Origin of the sequence: Methylibium rhizosphaerae (genome assembly GCF_006386545.1) — a bacterium.
Classification (GTDB): domain Bacteria; phylum Pseudomonadota; class Gammaproteobacteria; order Burkholderiales; family Burkholderiaceae_C; genus Pseudorivibacter; species Pseudorivibacter rhizosphaerae.
In genome coordinates this window covers 67887-85343 of record NZ_SWAR01000016.1, presented here as the reverse complement: position 1 = coordinate 85343, position 17457 = coordinate 67887, and the positions used below count along the sequence as shown (strand labels likewise).

17 protein-coding genes are annotated in these 17457 nt (G+C 69.4%); 4 read left to right on the top strand and 13 right to left on the bottom strand.

The window, feature by feature from the left end; genetic code table 11:
- Positions 1–2 precede the first annotated feature (2 nt).
- Positions 3–923: a DMT family transporter gene (locus E8D38_RS13450; RefSeq protein WP_140631142.1), complete on the top strand. Its 921-nt coding sequence runs from the start codon at positions 3–5 to the stop codon at positions 921–923.
- On the opposite strand, the gene E8D38_RS13445 is transcribed toward E8D38_RS13450, so the two are convergent.
- From E8D38_RS13445 to tsaB, 5 genes are all read right to left on the bottom strand, one after another.
- Positions 889–1809 (bottom strand): DUF1853 family protein, encoded by a 921-nt coding sequence (locus tag E8D38_RS13445; RefSeq protein ID WP_181179127.1) that lies wholly within the window; start codon positions 1807–1809, stop codon positions 889–891. The genes E8D38_RS13450 and E8D38_RS13445 overlap by 35 nt on opposite strands.
- The gene (locus E8D38_RS13440) at positions 1806–4247 is read right to left on the bottom strand and encodes an EAL domain-containing protein (RefSeq protein ID WP_140631130.1); all 2442 of its coding nucleotides are present in this window, start codon (positions 4245–4247) and stop codon (positions 1806–1808) included. Before E8D38_RS13440 ends, E8D38_RS13445 begins: the two co-directional genes overlap by 4 nt.
- Positions 4248–4364: 117 nt before the next feature.
- Positions 4365–5177: a uracil-DNA glycosylase gene (locus E8D38_RS13435; protein ID WP_140631126.1), complete on the bottom strand. Its 813-nt coding sequence runs from the start codon at positions 5175–5177 to the stop codon at positions 4365–4367.
- The gene (gene rimI, locus E8D38_RS13430) at positions 5174–5650 is read right to left on the bottom strand and encodes a ribosomal protein S18-alanine N-acetyltransferase (protein ID WP_342779540.1); all 477 of its coding nucleotides are present in this window, start codon (positions 5648–5650) and stop codon (positions 5174–5176) included. The genes E8D38_RS13435 and rimI overlap by 4 nt, the downstream gene beginning before the upstream one ends.
- Before the next feature lie 8 nt (positions 5651–5658).
- On the bottom strand, positions 5659–6372 hold the full coding sequence (tsaB, locus tag E8D38_RS13425) for a tRNA (adenosine(37)-N6)-threonylcarbamoyltransferase complex dimerization subunit type 1 TsaB (protein WP_140631118.1): 714 nt from the start codon (positions 6370–6372) through the stop codon (positions 5659–5661).
- Positions 6373–6408: 36 nt separating this feature from the next.
- Between tsaB and dacB the strand changes: the two genes are divergently transcribed.
- The gene (dacB, locus tag E8D38_RS13420) at positions 6409–7857 is read left to right on the top strand and encodes a D-alanyl-D-alanine carboxypeptidase/D-alanyl-D-alanine endopeptidase (protein ID WP_140631113.1); all 1449 of its coding nucleotides are present in this window, start codon (positions 6409–6411) and stop codon (positions 7855–7857) included.
- The gene (locus E8D38_RS13415; protein ID WP_140631108.1) at positions 7854–8135 is read left to right on the top strand and encodes a SemiSWEET transporter; all 282 of its coding nucleotides are present in this window, start codon (positions 7854–7856) and stop codon (positions 8133–8135) included. The genes dacB and E8D38_RS13415 overlap by 4 nt, the downstream gene beginning before the upstream one ends.
- A gap of 131 nt (positions 8136–8266) precedes the next feature.
- On the opposite strand, the gene E8D38_RS13410 is transcribed toward E8D38_RS13415, so the two are convergent.
- The 6 genes from E8D38_RS13410 to purE form a co-directional block, all read right to left on the bottom strand.
- A complete protein-coding gene (locus tag E8D38_RS13410) occupies positions 8267–8956 on the bottom strand; it encodes an OmpW/AlkL family protein (RefSeq protein ID WP_140631101.1) in 690 nt (229 codons plus the stop codon).
- Between the two features lie 28 nt (positions 8957–8984).
- Positions 8985–10346, bottom strand: a complete 1362-nt coding sequence (locus tag E8D38_RS13405) for an alpha/beta hydrolase family protein (RefSeq protein ID WP_140631094.1) — start codon at positions 10344–10346, stop codon at positions 8985–8987.
- Between the two features lie 218 nt (positions 10347–10564).
- Entirely contained in the window at positions 10565–11506 is a 942-nt protein-coding gene (locus tag E8D38_RS13400; RefSeq protein WP_140631089.1) for an SGNH/GDSL hydrolase family protein, read from the bottom strand.
- A 41-nt stretch (positions 11507–11547) separates the two neighbouring features.
- Positions 11548–12546, bottom strand: a complete 999-nt coding sequence (locus tag E8D38_RS13395; protein ID WP_140631084.1) for an L-threonylcarbamoyladenylate synthase — start codon at positions 12544–12546, stop codon at positions 11548–11550.
- Positions 12547–12548: 2 nt separating this feature from the next.
- Positions 12549–13724 carry a 5-(carboxyamino)imidazole ribonucleotide synthase gene (locus E8D38_RS13390; protein WP_140631080.1) on the bottom strand — a complete coding sequence of 392 codons (1176 nt, stop codon included), beginning with the start codon at positions 13722–13724 and terminating at the stop codon, positions 12549–12551.
- Entirely contained in the window at positions 13721–14185 is a 465-nt protein-coding gene (gene purE, locus E8D38_RS13385; protein WP_140631254.1) for a 5-(carboxyamino)imidazole ribonucleotide mutase, read from the bottom strand. The genes E8D38_RS13390 and purE overlap by 4 nt, the downstream gene beginning before the upstream one ends.
- A gap of 154 nt (positions 14186–14339) precedes the next feature.
- Here purE and E8D38_RS13380 point away from each other — a divergent pair, with 154 nt between their 5' ends.
- The gene (locus E8D38_RS13380; protein ID WP_140631077.1) at positions 14340–15287 is read left to right on the top strand and encodes a tetratricopeptide repeat protein; all 948 of its coding nucleotides are present in this window, start codon (positions 14340–14342) and stop codon (positions 15285–15287) included.
- A gap of 25 nt (positions 15288–15312) precedes the next feature.
- Here E8D38_RS13380 and E8D38_RS13375 read toward each other — a convergent pair whose 3' ends face one another.
- Together E8D38_RS13375 and fba are read right to left on the bottom strand one after the other, a co-directional pair.
- Positions 15313–16209, bottom strand: a complete 897-nt coding sequence (locus E8D38_RS13375; protein WP_246099474.1) for a phosphoribosylaminoimidazolesuccinocarboxamide synthase — start codon at positions 16207–16209, stop codon at positions 15313–15315.
- 94 nt (positions 16210–16303) lie between these two features.
- Positions 16304–17368, bottom strand: a complete 1065-nt coding sequence (gene fba / locus E8D38_RS13370; RefSeq protein WP_140631072.1) for a class II fructose-bisphosphate aldolase — start codon at positions 17366–17368, stop codon at positions 16304–16306.
- Between the last annotated feature and the right edge of the window lie 89 nt (positions 17369–17457).

The following is a 17457-nucleotide window of genomic DNA, read 5'->3' as shown; positions in this document are numbered from 1 at the left end:
CGATGAGCGTCTTCACCCCGCGCCATGCGGTCATCCTCGTCCTGCTCACGCTGAGCTGGGGACTGAACTGGCCGGTCATGAAGCTCGGCGTCTCGCACTTCCCACCGCTTTCGTTTCGTGCGGTGTCGATGTGGCTGGGACTGCCGCTGCTGGGCCTCGCATTGCTGGTGCTGCGCGTGCCGTTCGGCATACCGCGCTCGCAGTGGCGAGAACTGGCCAGCCTCACCTTCAGCAACATGCTGGTATGGCACGTCGTGGCCATCCTGGCGGTGCAGGCGCTGTCCTCGGGCCGGGCCGCCATCCTCGGCTACACGATGCCGATCTTTTCGGCCCTGTGGGGCTGGGCGCTGTTCGGCCAGCGGCTGGCACCGCGCCAGCTCGCGGGCGTGGCCGCAGCAACCCTGGGCGTCGCACTGCTCCTGTGGCATGAAGTGGCCTCGATGGCCGGCCGGCCGTGGGGCGCCGTCGGCATGCTGCTGGCTGCCGCCACCTGGGCCTATGGCACCCAGCGCCTGCGAAGCACCTCCATCGCCGCGCCGACGCTGGCCATCGCGTTCTGGATGACGGCCGCGACCAGCGTGCTGATGACGGTGCTGGCCACCGCTTTCGAGCGCGAACGCTGGCACGCTCCTGACGCCCAGGCCTGGTTCGCCGTCGGCTACAACGCGGTGCTGATCTTCGGCTTCGCACACGCGGCCTGGTTCTTCCTGGCGCGCACGCTGCCACCGGTGGCGTCAACGCTCAGCGTGATGTTCATCCCCGTGCTCGGCACCTTCAGCGGCGCCTGGTGGCTGAACGAGGTGCTGCATTGGCAGGACTGGACGGCGATGGGCCTGATGGTGGCAGCCATTGCCAGCGTGCTGTGGCCCAGCAGGGCAGCTGACGCGCTCAAGCGGACTGATCCCACCCGGGCGGCACGATGAAGCCGCGCTCTCCGGATGGCACGTGCCACACCATCTGGGCGCTGGGCCACCGCCTGGCCCCTCGCGGCGGCGGCGAAGCCCACTGCCGGTCGATGCAGGCCAGCAGCGCATTGCGCTCGAGGTCGTCGCCCGGCGGCGCGGCTTCCATCCAGTGCGCACGCAACACCAGTCGGTAGCTCCCGGGCGGCAGGTCCTGCGCTTGCTCGCGGGCGATCCACCAGCCGCGGCCATGGTGGGCCGCCAGCTCGGCACACTGGGGTACCGGATCCCCATGCCGGTAGAACATCCAGCCGCGGGTATAGGCGGCCGGCTTCCAGGTGCGACGGTCGTGCGGCGGCGGCGCGGCATGCGCCAGCTGGCGGGTAAACAGCTTGTGCAGCTTGGCGCTCAGCATCTCGACGCGGTCAGGCCCCACGAATTGGCCGGTCATGGCCGACGGTCCGCGCGCCGTGCAGAGAAAGAACTTCACGGCCAGCTCCCAGTGCCAGCCGGTGCCCTGCGCGTCTTCAAGCAGGAAGTCGATTTCACCGCGCGTGGTGCGGTCGTCACCGGGCGACGTGGCCTGTCGAAGCGGCAGGTTCGCAGCCACCAGGCGGTGGGTCGGACCGTGGCGCAGAAAAAATTCCAGCAGCCGTTCAGCTCGCCGGCCCAGCCGCAGGGCCCCGCCATGTGCGGGGCGGGAAGCCTCGAGTTGAGACAGTAGCGGCGTGGTGTCCTGCGACAGGCCGTCCAGCCACTGCTCGATGGCTTTGCGCTCCCCCGGACTGAACGCCTGGATGCCGGCACCGCCGCCGGCGGCGGCCGACAGCAACGGCGGCGACAGCAGCAGCCAGCGCAGTTCGCTCAGGGCGCGAGCACCCGGATCGGCAGCGTTCGTCCCGCTCACGGACTGCGATGCACGGCGGCCTGCCTTGCGCTGCCATGCGCCGCCGCCCACGACTCGAGCCCGGCCGCGCTGAGCGGCGGGCTGATGAGGTCGCCCTGCAGTTCGTCGCAGCCTTCGTCAGCCAGGAAACGCCGCTGCGCGGGCGTTTCCACCCCCTCGGCGATGACCGAAATGCCCAGCCCCTTGGCCATCTGCACCACGGCACGCGCGATGGCGGCCGAGCCGCGTTCCTGCGGCAGGCCGTTGACGAAGGAGCGGTCGATCTTCATGCGGTCGATCGGCAGGTCCTTCAGGTGAGCCAGCGACGAATAGCCGGTGCCGAAATCATCGACCGAGATGCGGATGCCCATGGCCTTGAGCTGGTGCAGCACCTGGCGCACCGACCCCACGTCGTCCATCAGCATGCGCTCGGTGAGCTCCAGTTCGAGCCAGGCGCCGGGGATCTTTTCCTCGCGCAGCACCTGCTCGATCACTTCGAGGAAGTTGCTGGCGTGGAACTGCATGCTCGACAGGTTGACCGCCATCGGCACCTCCGCCAGCCCCATGGCGCGCCAGCGCTTGGCACACCGCGCGGCTGCACGCAGGACCCATTGGCCGATCGGCAGCATGAGACGGCGCTGTTCGGCCAGCGGGATGAAGGCATCGGGCCAGAGCAGGCCGCGCTCGGGGTGGTTCCAGCGGATCAGCGCCTCGACGCCTGCGAACACGCCGTCGGTGGCGCGCACCTGCGGCTGGAAGTGCAGCAGGAACTCGTTGCGCTCGATGGCCAGCGCGAGCTGGCTTTCCATGACCAGCGCCGCGTAGGCCGCGCTCGCCGTGGCCGGGTCGAAGAACTGGTAGTTGGCCCGCCCGCGCGACTTGGCCAGGTACATCGCGGTGTCGGCATGCTTGATGAGGTCGGTGGGCGACTCGCCGTCGTGGGGGAACATCGCGATGCCCACCGACGGCGTGACCGAGATGGCGCGGCCGTCGGCATCGACCGGCACCTCGATGGCGGTGAGCAGCTTGACGGCCACCTCGGCCACGTCGCTGCGGTGCGTGACGCCGGGCAGCAGCACCATGAACTCGTCGCCTCCGAAACGCGCCACCAGGTCGGTCGTGCGCAGGCAGGCCGAGATGCGGGCCGCCACCGTCTGCAGCAACGCATCGCCCACCAGGTGGCCGAGGGAATCGTTGACGCGCTTGAAGTGGTCGAGGTCGATGAAGAGCAGCGCCATCTGCGTGGCGCCGTTGTGCGCCAGCGAGATCTGGTGGCCGAGCTGCTCCATGAAGTACATGCGGTTGGGCAGGCCGGTGAGCGCGTCATGGTGGGCCAGGTGCTGGATGCGCGCCTGGGCCGCGTGGCGGTCGCGCAGGTCGCGCACCACCGCCATGCGCAGGCGCTCGTCGCCGAACGCCATGCTGCGCACGATCAGCTCGACAGGGATGCGGCTGGTGTCCTTGTGCAGCAGCACGCTTTCGTAGGCGGTGTCGAGCCCGCTCGCCGTCACCGAGGCCATCTTCGCGGCGTGATCGGGCGCCACGAAGTCGAGCGTGCGACGGCCTCGCACGTCTTCCAGCGAATAGCCGAGCAGCTGGCAGGCAGCGGGGTTGGCATCGACGATCGTGCCTTCCTTGTGGAACACGATGCCTTCGGCGCTGGCCTGCATGAACTTGTTCAGGCGCTCCTCGGACTCGCGCACGGCTTCCGCGGCGCGGCGGTGCTCGGTGATGTCGGTGACGATCACGAAGGCGCCGGAGGGCTTGCCGTCGGGCCCCAGATGGGGCAGCACGTTGACTTCGATCCAGCGCCGTGAGCCGTCGGGCCCGCTCAGCTGGCGCACATAGGTGACCGCGCGGCTCTTCTCGTTCACCTCGTCGATGGAAGGCTGCACCTCGCGGGCCGCTTCCTCGCCGATGATTTCTGCGAAGGTGAGGCCGAGGATGCTCTCCTCGCTCAAGCCGAAGGTGCCGGCATAGGCCTTGTTGGCAAAGCGGCAGAAGCCGTCGCGGTCGTAGTAGGCCACCATGGCCGGCACGTTGTTGGTGAGCTGGCGAAACTGCTCCGCCTGCATCGTCATCGCGCGCTCCACCCGCTTGGCGGTGGACACGTCATGCAGCACGCACACATGCGCGCGGCGCTCGTCGAGCCAGCGGCCGGCCATGTTGACCCAGGATTCCGCCGCCACGTCGTCCTGGCCGGAGCGCCGAATGCGCAGTTGCAGCATGAAGTCCCGGGCGCGTCCGGCGGCCGCGACGACACGCTCGCGCGACTCGGGCGCGAGCAGCTCGAGCCAGCCCATGCCGAGCGCCGCATCGCGCGTGGAGGACGCGAAGTCGCAGAAGCTGCGGTTCACGAAGCTGGCGCTGCCGTCGGCCGCGAGCAGCAGGATGCTGCTGGGCAGTACATCCCAGCAGGCGCCTTCGTCATTGGCGCGGAACGTTTCGCCGAGGGCCATGCAACAACACTCCCCGCGCGGCAACAGCTACCGCGTGAAACCCATGATAGTCAGCGCCTTCCCCCGTCGTTACCCCTAGGAGTGGGAAGGCCGCCCCCACATTCCGGTGCCTCCCGCTCAGTCGCGCGAGGCCCGCATCAGCTCGCGCGCGAGGCACAGGTCTTCCCAGGCGCGCGCCTTGTCCGGCAGGTTTCGCAGCAGGTAGGCGGGGTGATAGGTCACGATCACCGGCACACCGGCATAGCGATGCGGCTTGCCGCGCAGGCGTCCGATGGGTTCGGTGGTCTGCAGCAGCGACTGCACCGCGAAGCGTCCCATCGCCAGGATGATCCTCGGCTTCACCAGCTCGACCTGCCGGCGCAGGAAGGGCTCGCATTGCGCCACCTCCTCGGGCTCGGGGTTGCGGTTGCCCGGCGGGCGGCACTTCAGCACGTTGGCGATGAACACCCGCCGCTCGGGACCGGCCGGCCCTTCGCCTGGCACCGGCGGCGGCTCGCCGCGCGACAGGCCAATGGCCGCCAGCATGTTGTCGAGCAACTGCCCCGCCTTGCCGACGAAGGGCTCGCCTTGCCTGTCTTCCTGCTCGCCCGGGGCCTCGCCCACCACCATCCAGTGGGCTTCTTCGCTGCCGACGCCGAACACCGTGTTCTTGCGCGACTGGCACAGCTTGCAGGCGGTGCAGCCGGCCACCGCTTCACGCAGCGCGGGCCAGTCCATCTGCTCCACCCCCGTCGGGCGCGCACCGCGGGCCACCATTGGCGCCGGCTGCACCGACGGCTCCAGGCGGGGTGCGGCAGGCCCTGCGACCTGCTCGCTCCCCGGTGCCGGCCGGGCCGGGGCGGCATCCGCCGCGGGCTGCGCCTCGGGCGGCAGCCACAAGCGGATGCCGATCTCCTGCAGCATGGCCTGCTGCCGTTCGGTCCAGCTCATGGTGCTCCTGCCTCCGCGATGTCCAGGCCCATCAGGACCGCGTCTTCGCGTTGCGTGTTGTTGAACGGGTAGTAGTCGCGACGCAGGCCCATGCGCGCGAAACCGTAGCGCTCATAGAGCTGCAGGGCCCGCTCGTTGCTCACACGAACTTCGAGCCACAGCTTGTGCAATGCGCGCTCGAGGCAGGCCTGGCACAGCGCGTCGAGCATGTGGCGCGCATGACCCTGGCCCTGCCAGGCCGGAGCCACCGTGATGTTGAGCAGGTGCATCTCGTCGACACCCGGCATCGCCAGGTAGTAGCCCACCAGCATGCCGGCATCGTCGCGCAGGGTCTGCGCCAGGTAGCCGGCGTGCAGTGAATCGATGAAGTTGCCGCGGGTCCATGGGTGCGAGTAGGCCACCTGCTCGATCGCCAGCACCGCGTCGAGGTCCGCCACCAGCATCGGCCGCAGCAGCAGGCGGCGCGGTTTCACGACCGCATTCATGCCGCCTTCGCCTCTCGCTCGGCGGTGGTGAGCGCCACCTTGTCGCGCACGTACAGGGGCAGAGCCTGCGATGCATCCACCGTCTCGCCTCTGGCCCAGGCCGTGCGCGCGAGCGCGGCCAGCGCCGCTGCATTGGGCGCGGCCTGCGGCCAGCGCGGTCGCGCCGCCTCGGCTGCCAGCGCCTGCGCATGCACCACGAGCGCGTTGCCGGCCAGAGCCACATCCGCCGGCTCCCGCGCCAGCCGTTCCAGCAGCGCCGCGGGCGAATACAAGCCCGGCGGCTCCACCACCTGCCACACGCCGGCCCGGTGCGAATACCGCGCCGCGTAGATCTCGCCCATGCGCGCATCGTTGAGCGCCCAGACCTCCGGGCCTGCACCCTGCGCACGCGCATGCTCGGCCACCGCCAGCAGCGTCTCGATCGGGATCACGGGGCGCTGCACGCCGAAGGCAAGCCCCTGGGCCACCGCGCAGGCCGTGCGCAGGCCGGTGAAGGCACCTGGCCCGCGGCCGAAGCCGATGGCATCGAGCTGCGCCGGCCCCAAGCCGGCATCGGCCAGCAGCCGCAGCACGGCCGGCAACAGGGTCGCCGAGGCCACGGCGCCGCCCTCGGCTGCATGCGCGTGCACCTGCTCGCCGACGACGAGCCCGAGGTGCAAGGTCTCGGTGGCGGTGTCGAGCACGAGGAGGCGGGGCGAAGCAGCGGGCATGCGCGAAGTTTAGGGTCTGCCCCGTATCATCGGCCGATGCCGGTTGTGATACGACGTGTCCTGTGTTGGGCCGCAGCGGCGCTGCTGTGCGCGGCGCCCGCGCTGGCCGCCGAACTGCCGCCCGCGGTGCAGGCGGCGCTGCGCCAGGCCAGGCTGCCGGCCGATGCGCTGGCGGTGGTGGTGAGCGACGTCGGCGGCACCGCCATCCCGCGGCTGGCGCACCAGCCCGACGTGCCGATGAACCCGGCCTCCCTGATGAAGCTGTTCAGCACCTTCGCGGCGCTCGAGCAGCTCGGTCCGGCCTATACCTGGGCAACGCCGGTGTGGCTGGGCGGGCCGGTTCGCAACGGCGTGCTCGAAGGCCCGCTGTTCATCCAGGGTCGCGGCGACCCGAAGCTCGTGATGGAGCGCAGCTGGCTGCTGCTGTCGCGGGTGCGGCAGCTGGGCGTGCAGGAGATCGCCGGCGACATCTTGCTCGACCGCAGCGCCTTCATGCAGCCCGACACCCACCCCGGCGACTTCGACGGAGAGCCCTACCGCCCGGGCAATGTGCAGCCCGATGCCCTGCTGCTCAATTACAAGAGCCTGGTGCTGCGCGTGCGACCCGACCCGTCGCTGGGCGTGGCGCAGGTGACGAGCGAACCGGTGCTGGCAGGCGTGGCGCTCGACCCGACCGTGCCGCTGAGCGCCGACGCCTGCGGCGACTGGCGCGGCGCGCTGAAGGCAGACCTTTCCGACCCGGCACGCATCCGCCTGGCCGGCAGCTACCCCGCCGCCTGCGGCGAGCGCACCTGGCCCGTGGCCTACGCCGACCCGGCCAGCTACAACGCACGGCTGCTGCAGCAGCAATGGCAGGCCCTTGGCGGCATGCTCAAGGGGCAGGTGCGCGACGGCCCGGCGCCGCGCGACGTGCCGCCCACGTTCGAGTTCACGTCGCCCCCGCTGGCCGAGGCCGTGCGCGACATCAACAAATTCAGCAACAACGTGATGGCGCAGCAGCTGTTCCTCACGCTGGCGCTGGTGCAGCGCGGCGCGGGGGATCCGCGGGCCGCCCGGGAACTCGTGTCGGCCCATGCCCGCGAGCGCGCGCGCTGCCTGCCGCAGGACCTGGTGATCGACAACGGCTCGGGCCTGTCGCGCCATTCGCTGGCCACCGCGGGCTGCCTGTCGCGCCTGCTGCAGGCCGCCTGGGCCAGCCCGGTGATGCCGGAGCTGCTGAGTTCGCTGCCGGTGACCGGCGTCGACGGCACGACGCGCCGGCCAGAGCGCCTGTGGGGCCAGGCCACCGGGCGTGCCCACCTCAAGACCGGCTCGCTGCGCGACGTGGCCGCGCTGGCTGGCGTGGTGCTGGGGGCATCGGGCCGGCGCTACGTGTTCGTCGCCATCGTCAACCACCCCGACGCCAACGCCGCACGGCCCGTTCTCGACGCGCTCGTGCAATGGACCGCCGACGACAACAGCCCGCATCACTGCTGCAGACCATGACGCCTCACATCATCGACTGGCTGGGCTTCGCCGCCGCCGGCCTCACCACCTTCGCCTTCGTGCCCCAGGCCCTGCTGAGCCTTCGCACGCGGGACGTGAGCGGCGTGTCGCTCGGCATGTATTGCGCCTTCACCGGCGGTGTGTCGCTGTGGCTGTTCTACGGCCTGCTGCTGGAGTCCTGGCCGCTGATCGTCTCGAACGCCGTCACGCTGGGGCTGGCGGTGAGCATCCTGGCCATGAAGCTGGTCTACGGGCGGCGCACGCAGCGCACCGGCTGACGCCCTGCCCCAAAAGAAGAGGCCGCCGGACCTGCATGTTTCGCAGTCCCGGCGGCCCTGTATCCGCAGGCCCCCTTAAGGCCTGCGTGAAACCCTCGTATCGATGCTCGTGTCGCGCCTGTGGCCGCCAATCAGAAGCTGTAGCCCACGCTGAGCGTGTAGGCCACCGGCCGGAAGTCGATCGTGGTGGTGCGCACGATGTCGCCGGTGGTGGTGGTCGTGGTGGCGGTCACGTCGCTCTTGACCTTGGCGGTCGCGATGGTGCCCACCAGCGACCACTGCGGCGCGAGCTCGTAGGAGAAGCCCACGTGGCCGGCCAGGCCCCAGGAGTCGCTCAGCTTGATGCGCGTCGGGCCGCCGCTGGCGGCATTGCCCGACGGGGTGCTGCGTGCGTCGGTGAACTTGGTGTAGTTGATGCCCAGGCCCACGAACGGGCTGAACTTGGGCAGCACGTCGTTGAAGTGGTAGTTCACGAACACCGTGGGCGCGACCTGCTTGACCGACGAGATGTGCCCGAAGGCCTCGATGAAGTCGCGGCCGTAGGTCTTGTGCTCCGGCGGGATGCCGAGGGCGGCCTCGAGGCCCCACTGCGGCGTGAAGCGGTACTCGTAGCCGAACACCACGGTCTTGGCGTCGTCCACCTCGATGCGCGCCTCTGCGCCCGGGGGCAGCGTGGGCGGCGTGCTGTGCAGCGGCGGCGCCTTGGAGTGCACGTCGATGAAGGCGCCGCCGATCGTCACGGTGTGGGTCTGCGTCTGTGCCGCCGCGGCGGCGCCCAGGCCGGCCAGCGCCAGGGCACTCAGGATGGTCTTGTGTTGCATGGGTGTCTCCTTGATGTGGGCGCGGGCATCACTGGCCGCTGGCCAGCACCTGCAGGAAGAAGCCGCGGACCAGCGCCGTGCAGAACGGCGGCACCAGCGTGCCGTGGTACTGGGCCTGCGCGTTGGCGCCCGCAGCTGCCTTGCGCGTCTGGAAGGCGCCATAGATCAAGTCTCCCGTGGCGCCGGCGGGCAGCGAGGCGCGGGACTCGAGGTCGAAGGCCGGCACGTTGACGCCGCGGGAGGCGAAGTCGGCCTGCGTGACCGGCGAGTTGACCGCCCAGAACACCGTGGGATCCTGCGCACCGCCGCACAGCGCGACCGGACGGGCGGGCGTCCAGCCGAGCAGCGTGTTGGTCTCGAGGGCCTTGCGGTAGTTGCCGGTCTGGTAGCCGGCGCGGAAGCTGTCGGTCAGCAGGCCGCCGGTGCCGAACAGCGCGGTGAAGGTCGGGTCGTTGGGCAGCTTGCCTTCGGCGATCAGCTGGCTGATGGGGGTGTCTGTCGGGAACAGCGTCTCGGCCGTGGCGGCATACGGCGCCTGGTAGGCGTCAGAGGGCGCCGCATAGATGTTGCCGTAGGACTTCTGGTAGCTGGTGAGCAGCAGCGGCACGAAGAGCGTTGCGCCGGCGTTCACCTGACCGCCCGGGGACGTGACGACGTCGCCGAAGCCGACCAGGTTGTAGGGGCCCGACATCGGACCGGCGGCCGTGACGGTGAACTCGCTCGAGTAGTCGCGCTGCATCACCTTGTGGGTGGCCATGGCGACGTGCCCGCCTTGCGAATAGCCGGTGATGAGCAGGTGGGCCGACGGCTTGACCGTGCTGGCCGCGTTGAGGTGCGTCTTGGCGGCACGCAGGCCGTCGATCATGTCCACCGCCTGGGCCTCGGCGTTCAGGTACGGGTGGTACTGCAGCGACGACCGGTCGTAGCCCAGGTAGTTCGGCGCCACGACGATGAAGCCCTGTGCCGCATACATCGCGGCCATCATCGAGGCCTCGCTGTCGGCCGAGATGTTGGCCATGTTCTTGGACTTCGTCGTGGTCGTGCCGTGGGCGTACAGCACGACCGGACGGTTGCCGGTGCAGTCGGCATGCGTGCCGCTGGGCACCAGCACGCCGGCAGAGGCGGTCTGCGGCTGTCCGGCCGGATCGCGGGTGATGTAGAGCACGTAGCGAACGTCCACGCCGCACTTGGCCAGGCCCGACAGCGGCTGCAGGCCCGAAGCATTGGTGCCGGCGTCGATCTGCGCAGCGGTCGCCTGGCCGACGAGCTGCGCCGTCACGATGGTGCCGCGCGCCGGCGGCGCGTCGTCGTCTTCACCGCCGCCGCAAGCGGCCAGTGCAAGGACCGCCGCCGACACGGCAGCCCAGGTTCGGATCAGGTTGGTGTTCATGCAAAGCCCTCTCGTTGACAAGCCGCTGGCGCAATACGCAATAGAACGAACGTTCGTTTTGAGCGGGCGACTATACGAGCGGCGCCCCACAGGCCGGCACGAGGAATAACCCGCAGCAGGCGGCAAGTGGAGAGTTGCCTCTAGCTCCAGGGCGGAACGCACAAAGGGCAAGGGCCCGACACCCCCCGGGGTGCGGGCCCTTGCGTGGCGCGTGCGGGTCAGAACGGATTGTTGCGGGTACGCGTATCGGCGATCTGGCCGAGGCGCACGTGGGCTGCGGGCGACAGGTAGCGGTCACCGGACCAGAAGAACGAGGCGCCCTTGTTGGCGCGGGCGCTTTCGATCAGGTCCGCGTCGACGTTCGTGCAGGCCGGCATCGACGCCGAGCATGCAGCCGCCGTGACGTTCGTGTAGCCATAGAAAGCAGGGTTGGCGGCGATGACCTGGCTCATCTCTTCAGCCGACACGAGCCCGATCGCGCGGCCGTCATTGATCACGAAACGGATCAGCTTGGTGTTGAACTGCGCGCTCATCGTCTTGAGCAGTGCCTGGTTCTCGGCGCTCTGCTGCCGCGCATAGGGAGTGAGACTCACGTCGGGGATCGGCACGAACAGGACGCGGCCACCTGCAAGGGCGAGCCTGTTCACCTGCTGCGCCAGCGCCTCGCCAATGGCTTCGACGGCGGCCACCTTGTTGGAGATCGAAGCATCTTCGAAGACCGCAATCACGTCGTTCTGACCCGCATACACGGTGAACAGGTGCTTCGAATTGACGGTGTTGCTGGCCAGGTAGTTGTCGATCGCCCCTCTGACGTCAGCCACCCGGGCGTTGGCGGCCGCCAGGTTCACCGCATCGAACGTGGTGGTCTGAGCATTGGGCGGACACTGCTGGAACGACATGCCGAAGCTCGCCGCGAGGTACTGCACCCAGATCGGGTTGAGCTTGCAGTCCAGGACCGGCGGCGTGGCGGTGTTGAAGGCGTTGATGGTGTACTTGCGCCCGTCGCTTGCGATGTAGCTCGACTCGTCGCCGAAGGCCACGATCTTCTGGGGCACGAAGGGATCGACACGTTCACCGCCGCCGCAGGCGACCAGCAGCGTGACCGACAACGCGGCCATCACGCCAAGGGCAGACCGGCACAGGACTTCGCGAAACTTCAATTCAGACTCCAGGTAGAAAACGGGGGCCGGGGCGCAGCGCCTCAGGCGGCGGCCGCGCGGGCGAGCCGGTCGCGCACACCGTCCCATTCGGCGGCTGGCGGCGGCTCCTCGACCCAGATGAGCTGCACGCCCGAAGCATCGAGCTCGCGCAGCACGGCAAACAGTTCGTGGGCGGCCGCGGCCGCCCGATCGGGCATGGTCCGGTGCACGATGCCCCGGCCCGGCCGGACGCTGCGGGAATATACCGCCACGGTCGGGGGCGACTGTTTCGCCAAGGCCTCCCCGGCGACATCGAGTGCGCTGCGCAATTGCGCCGCGTCCATGAGCCGCACCTTGGCGCGCGGCGCATAGTGCGCTGCGAGCGTGCCCGACGCCCTCGGCGCCTGATCGTCACGTTCGCGCAGAGGCTCTGCGGCGGCCGCCTCGATCTCGGCGGCGGTGAGCCGGCCCGGGCGCAGCAGCACCGGATAGCCGCGCGAGCAATCGACGATGCTGGACTCGATGCCCACCTCGCAGGCGCCGCCATCGAGCACCAGCACGTCGTCGTGCTCGAACTCGCTCGCCACATGCGAGGCCAGGGTCGGGCTGACGCGCCCGAAGCGATTGGCGCTGGGCGCCGCCACTCCGCGGACGCCCTGCTCCGCAGCGGCGCGCAGCAGCGCCTGTGCAACCGGGTGACTGGGGCAACGCAGCCCCACGGTGCCCTGCCCGCCGGCGGCCGCAGCCGCCATGCCGTCGCGGCGCGGCACGATCACCGTGAGCGGCCCCGGCCAGAAAGCCTGCATCAGGCGCTGCGCCACCGGCGGAATCTCCGCGGCGAACGTGGCCGCCGCTTCCGCCGAAGGCACGTGCACGATGAGCGGGTGGTCGGCGGGCCGCCCCTTGGCCGCGAAGATCCTGGCGACGGCCGTGTCGTCGTCGGCGCGCGCGCCGAGCCCGTACACGGTTTCGGTGGGGAAGGCCACCAGCTGCCCGGCAGCCAGCCGCGAGGCCGCCTCCCCGAGCGCCGCCGCGTCCGTGCCTGCCAGCAATCGGGCCATCTTCAGAAGGCCGCCAGACCGAGCAGCCCGGCCGCCTGCAGCGCCACGTTGCGCGCCGCGGCCGGCGTGGGGCCGGTGAAGGTGAGGTGCCCCATCTTGCGCCCGGGCCGGGCCGACGCCTTGCCGTACAGGTGCAGGTGCGCGCCGGGCAGCGCCAGCACCCTGTCCCACGACGGCGGGCGTTCACGGCCGGCGGCATCGAACCAGAGGTCGCCCAGCAGGTTGAGCATCACGGCCGGCGAATGCAGCCGCGGCGGGACCAGCGGCAGGCCGGTCATGGCCCGCACCTGCAGTTCGAACTGCGACACGTCGCAGGCGTCGATGGTGTAGTGGCCGGAGTTGTGCGGGCGCGGGGCCATTTCGTTGGCCACCAGGGTGCCGTCCGTCAGCACGAAGAACTCCACGCACAGCACGCCGACATAGCCCAGCGACGCGGCGATCGCCTCGGCGGCGGCGCAGGCCTCGTCCTGCAGGGCCGGCGTCACGTCGGGCGCCGGCACGGTGGTCACGGCGAGGATGCCGTCGCGGTGCAGGTTCTGCTGCAGCGGGAAATGCACCACGGCACCGGCGGCGTTGCGCGCCACGATGACGCTCACTTCATAGGCCAGCGGCAGCATCTGCTCCAGCACGCAGGGCACACGCTGCAGGGCGTCCCACGCGGCGGCCAGCTCGGCGCGTGTGCTGACGCGCTGCTGGCCCTTGCCGTCGTAGCCCAGCCGGCGGGTCTTGAGGATGCCCGGAAGCAGCCCCTCGTTGACCAGCGACAGGTCGTCGGCGGTCTCGATCAAGGCGTGCGGCGCACACGGCACGCCGCAGCGCTGGAAGTGCGCCTTCTCGTCGGCACGGTCCTGGCAGATGGCCACGGCCGCCGCTCCGGGAGCGACCAGTCGGTGGGCGGCGAGCGCCTGGAGCGCCCGCGCCGGCACGTTCTCGAATTCGGTGGTGATGGCAGCGCTCACCAGGGCCAGCTGGGCGAGCCCTCGGTCGTCGAGGTAGTCGGCATGGATGTGCTGGTGCGCCACCAGGCCGGCCGGGCTGGCCGCGTCCGGGTCGAGCACCGCCGTGGCATAGCCCAGGCTCTGGGCAGCGTGCACGAACATGCGGCCGAGCTGGCCACCGCCCAGCACACCCAGGGTGGCGCCCGGAAGGATGGTGGGGGACGAGGCGGTGGTGTTCACAACGGCTCCAGCTTCATGGCGCGTGCGGTTTCGGTCTGCCGGGCCCGGAACGCCTCGAGCCTGGCGCGCAGCGCCGCGTCTTCGTTGGCCAGCATGGCCACCGCGAACAGCGCGGCATTGGCGGCGCCTGCCACGCCGATGGCGAAGGTGGCCACCGGCACGCCCTTGGGCATCTGCACGATGGAATGCAGCGAATCCACGCCTTGCAGGTGCTTGCTGGCCACCGGCACGCCGAGCACGGGCACCACCGTCTTGGCGGCCAGCATGCCCGGCAGGTGGGCCGCACCGCCGGCACCGGCGATGATGGCTTTCAGGCCCCGGCCCACGGCCGCCTCGGCGTAGCGGAACATGTCGTCGGGCATGCGGTGTGCCGAAACCACCTGCGCTTCGAAGGGCACGCCGAAGTCGGCGAGAATCTCGGCGGCGTTTTTCATGGTGTCCCAGTCACTGCTGGACCCCATGACGATGCCCACCACGGGCGTGGTGCTGTTCACGGCGCGCTGCTCCTGTGCGAAAAGCCCGGATTTTAGGCGTCGCTGGATTTCGCAGCCCCTGCCTCCACCTTGTGATCTCCGACGACGCTGTCACTCCCTCGTCACTTCCTGTTGGCGCCCCATGATCGACATCACGCTCCAGAACTTCGAAGCCGACCTCATCAACGCCTCGATGGCACAGCCGGTGCTGCTCGACATCTGGGCCCCCTGGTGCGGACCGTGCAAGGCGCTCGGCCCCATCCTCGAGAAGCTGGAAGCCGAATATGGCGGCCGCTTCACGCTCGCCAAGCTCAATTCCGACGAGCAGCCTGAAATCGCCGGCCAGCTGAGCCAGGCCTTCGGCGTGCGGTCCATCCCGTTCTGCGTGCTCTTCGCCGGCGGCCAGCCGGTCGACGGGTTCGTCGGCGCCCTGCCCGAGGGCCAGGTGAGGCAATTCCTCGACAAGCACGTGCCGTCGCTCGACGAGCTGGAAGCCGAAGCGGGCATCGAGGAAGCCGAGGAAGCGCTGGCGCAAGGCGACGAGACTTCGGCACTCGACCGCCTGCAGCAGGCTGTAGCCATCGACCCAGCCAACGACGCCGCCCGCTTCGACTACGTGAAGCTGCTGCTGGAGAACGGCCGCATCGACGACGCCCGCATGGCCTACGAGCCGGTGGCCAGCAAGGCCATCATCGACGGCCGCATCGCTGCGCTGGGCCTGTTCCTGGACGCCTGCGACAAGGCCGGCCATGCCCGCAGCGCCGACACGCTGACCGCCGCCCTCGCCGCCAACAAGCGCGACTTCGAAGCCCGCCACGAGCTGGCCCAGGTCCACTTCGCGGCCGGCCGCCACACGCAGGCGATGGACGAGCTGCTGGAGATCCTGATGCGTGACAAGGGCTGGAACGACGGCCTGGCGCGCAAGACCTACGTCGCCGTGCTCGAGATGATGAGCAAGCCGGCTCCCAAGCCGGCGGCCGCCGCCGAAGCCAAGGGCGCGCTGGAGGTGACCGGCAAGTCCGCCGCGGTGGCACCGAACGACCCGGTGGTCGACCAGTACCGGCGCAAGCTCAGCATGGTCTTGTTCTGAGCCGCCCCTGCAGCGCCTGCGCCGCCTAGGCGGTCAGGCGCGTCAAAGCCTCGCGGTATTTCGCGGCGGTTCGTTCGACAACGTCTGCCGGAAGCGCGGGCGCAGGTGCCTTCTTGGGCCAGGGCTGGCCGTCGATGCGCACCGCTTCGAGCCAGTCGCGCACGAACTGCTTGTCGTAGCTGGGCGGATTGATGCCTTCGGCATATCCCTCCACCGGCCAGTAGCGCGAGGAGTCAGGCGTGAGCACCTCGTCCATCAGCACCAGCTGGTGGTTCTCGTCCAGGCCGAACTCGAACTTCGTGTCGGCAATGATGATGCCCTTGGTGAGCGCGAATTCGGCTGCAGTGGTGTACAGCTTGATGGCCACCGAGCGCACCTGCTCGGCCAGGTCGCGGCCGACGATGGCCACCATGCGCTCGAAGTCGATGTTCTCGTCATGCTCGCCCATCTCGGCCTTGGTGGCCGGGGTGAAGATGGGCTCGGGCAGCTTGCTCGCGTTGCGCAGCCCGGCGGGCAGCGCAACGCCGCACACCGACCGGCTTTCCTGGTATTCCTTCCAGCCGCTGCCGGCCAGGTAGCCGCGCACCACCGCCTCCACCGGGATGGGCTTCAGGCGCTTCACCAGCATCGAGCGGCCGGTGACCTGCGCATGCTCGCCCTCGGTGACCACCGACTCCGGCGCCTCGCCGGTGAGGTGGTTGGGAACGATGTCCTTGAGCTTGTCGAACCAGAACAGGGCCATCTTCGTCAGCAGCTCGCCCTTGCCGGGGATGGGCTCGCCCATGATCACGTCGAAGGCCGAGAGACGGTCGCTCGCGATCATGAGGATGCGGTTGTCGCCCACGGCGTAGTTGTCGCGCACCTTGCCACGCGCCAACAGGGGCAGGGAAGTGATGGAGCTGTTGAGCAGGGCGGCGGTCACGGCGATCTCCGATGGGACAGTAGCAAGCAACAAAACAAAAGGCCCGCTGCGAGAGCGGGCCTGCGATGCCGGTGCGGCGCGAGCGGCTGCTGGTTCAGCGCACCACCTGCGCCAGCGCACCGCTGGCGTAACGCTGCGCGACATCGCCCAGCGCGAGGGGCTTGATTTTACCGGCCTGCCCTTCGCAGCCGAACTGCTGGTAGCGCTGCTTGCAGATCTGCTTGGCGGCTTCACGCGCGGGCTTGAGCCATTCGCGGGCGTCGAACTTCGAGGGGTTCTCGAACAGGAACTTGCGCACCGCAGCCGTCATCGCGAGGCGGATGTCGGTGTCGATGTTGATCTTGCGCACGCCGTACTTGATGGCTTCCTGGATCTCCTCGACCGGCACGCCGTAGGTTTCCTTCATGTCGCCACCGTACTTGCGGATCTCGGCCAGCAGGTCCTGCGGCACGCTGGAGCTGCCGTGCATCACCAGGTGGGTGTTGGGGATGCGGGCGTGGATCTCCTTGATGCGATCGATCGCGAGGATGTCGCCGGTGGGCTTGCGGGTGAACTTGTAGGCGCCATGGCTGGTGCCGATGGCAATGGCCAGCGCGTCGAGCTGCGTCTTCTTCACGAAGTCGGCGGCCTGCTCGGGGTCGGTGAGCAGCTGCTCCTTGGTCATGGTGGCTTCGGTGCCGTGGCCGTCTTCCTTGTCGCCGCGCATGGTTTCCAGTGAACCGAGGCAGCCCAGCTCGCCTTCGACGGTGATGCCCAGCTCGTGGGCCATGGTGACGACCTTCTTCGTCACGTCGACGTTGTATTCGTAGCTGGCGATGGTCTTGCCGTCGGCTTCGAGCGAGCCGTCCATCATCACCGAGCTGAAGCCCAGGTTGATGGCGCCGCGGCACACGTCGGGGCTCTGGCCGTGGTCCTGGTGCATGACCAGCGGAATGTGCGGGTAGCTTTCGATGGCCGCTTCGATCAGGTGCTTGATGAAGGGCTCGCCGGCGTATTTGCGGGCACCGGCGCTGGCCTGCAGGATGACCGGGGCGCCTACTTCATCGGCAGCGGCCATCACGGCCTGGATCTGTTCGAGGTTGTTGACGTTGAAGGCCGGAATCCCGTAGCCGTTTTCGGCGGCGTGGTCCAGCAGCTGGCGCATGGAAACGAGTGGCATGGTGGGTCCCCAAGTGAATAGATCTCGTGCAGCCGGCAGTCGCACACGTTGTACGCTGAAACCGCCTCGTAACTCGAAGAATTGTAGCC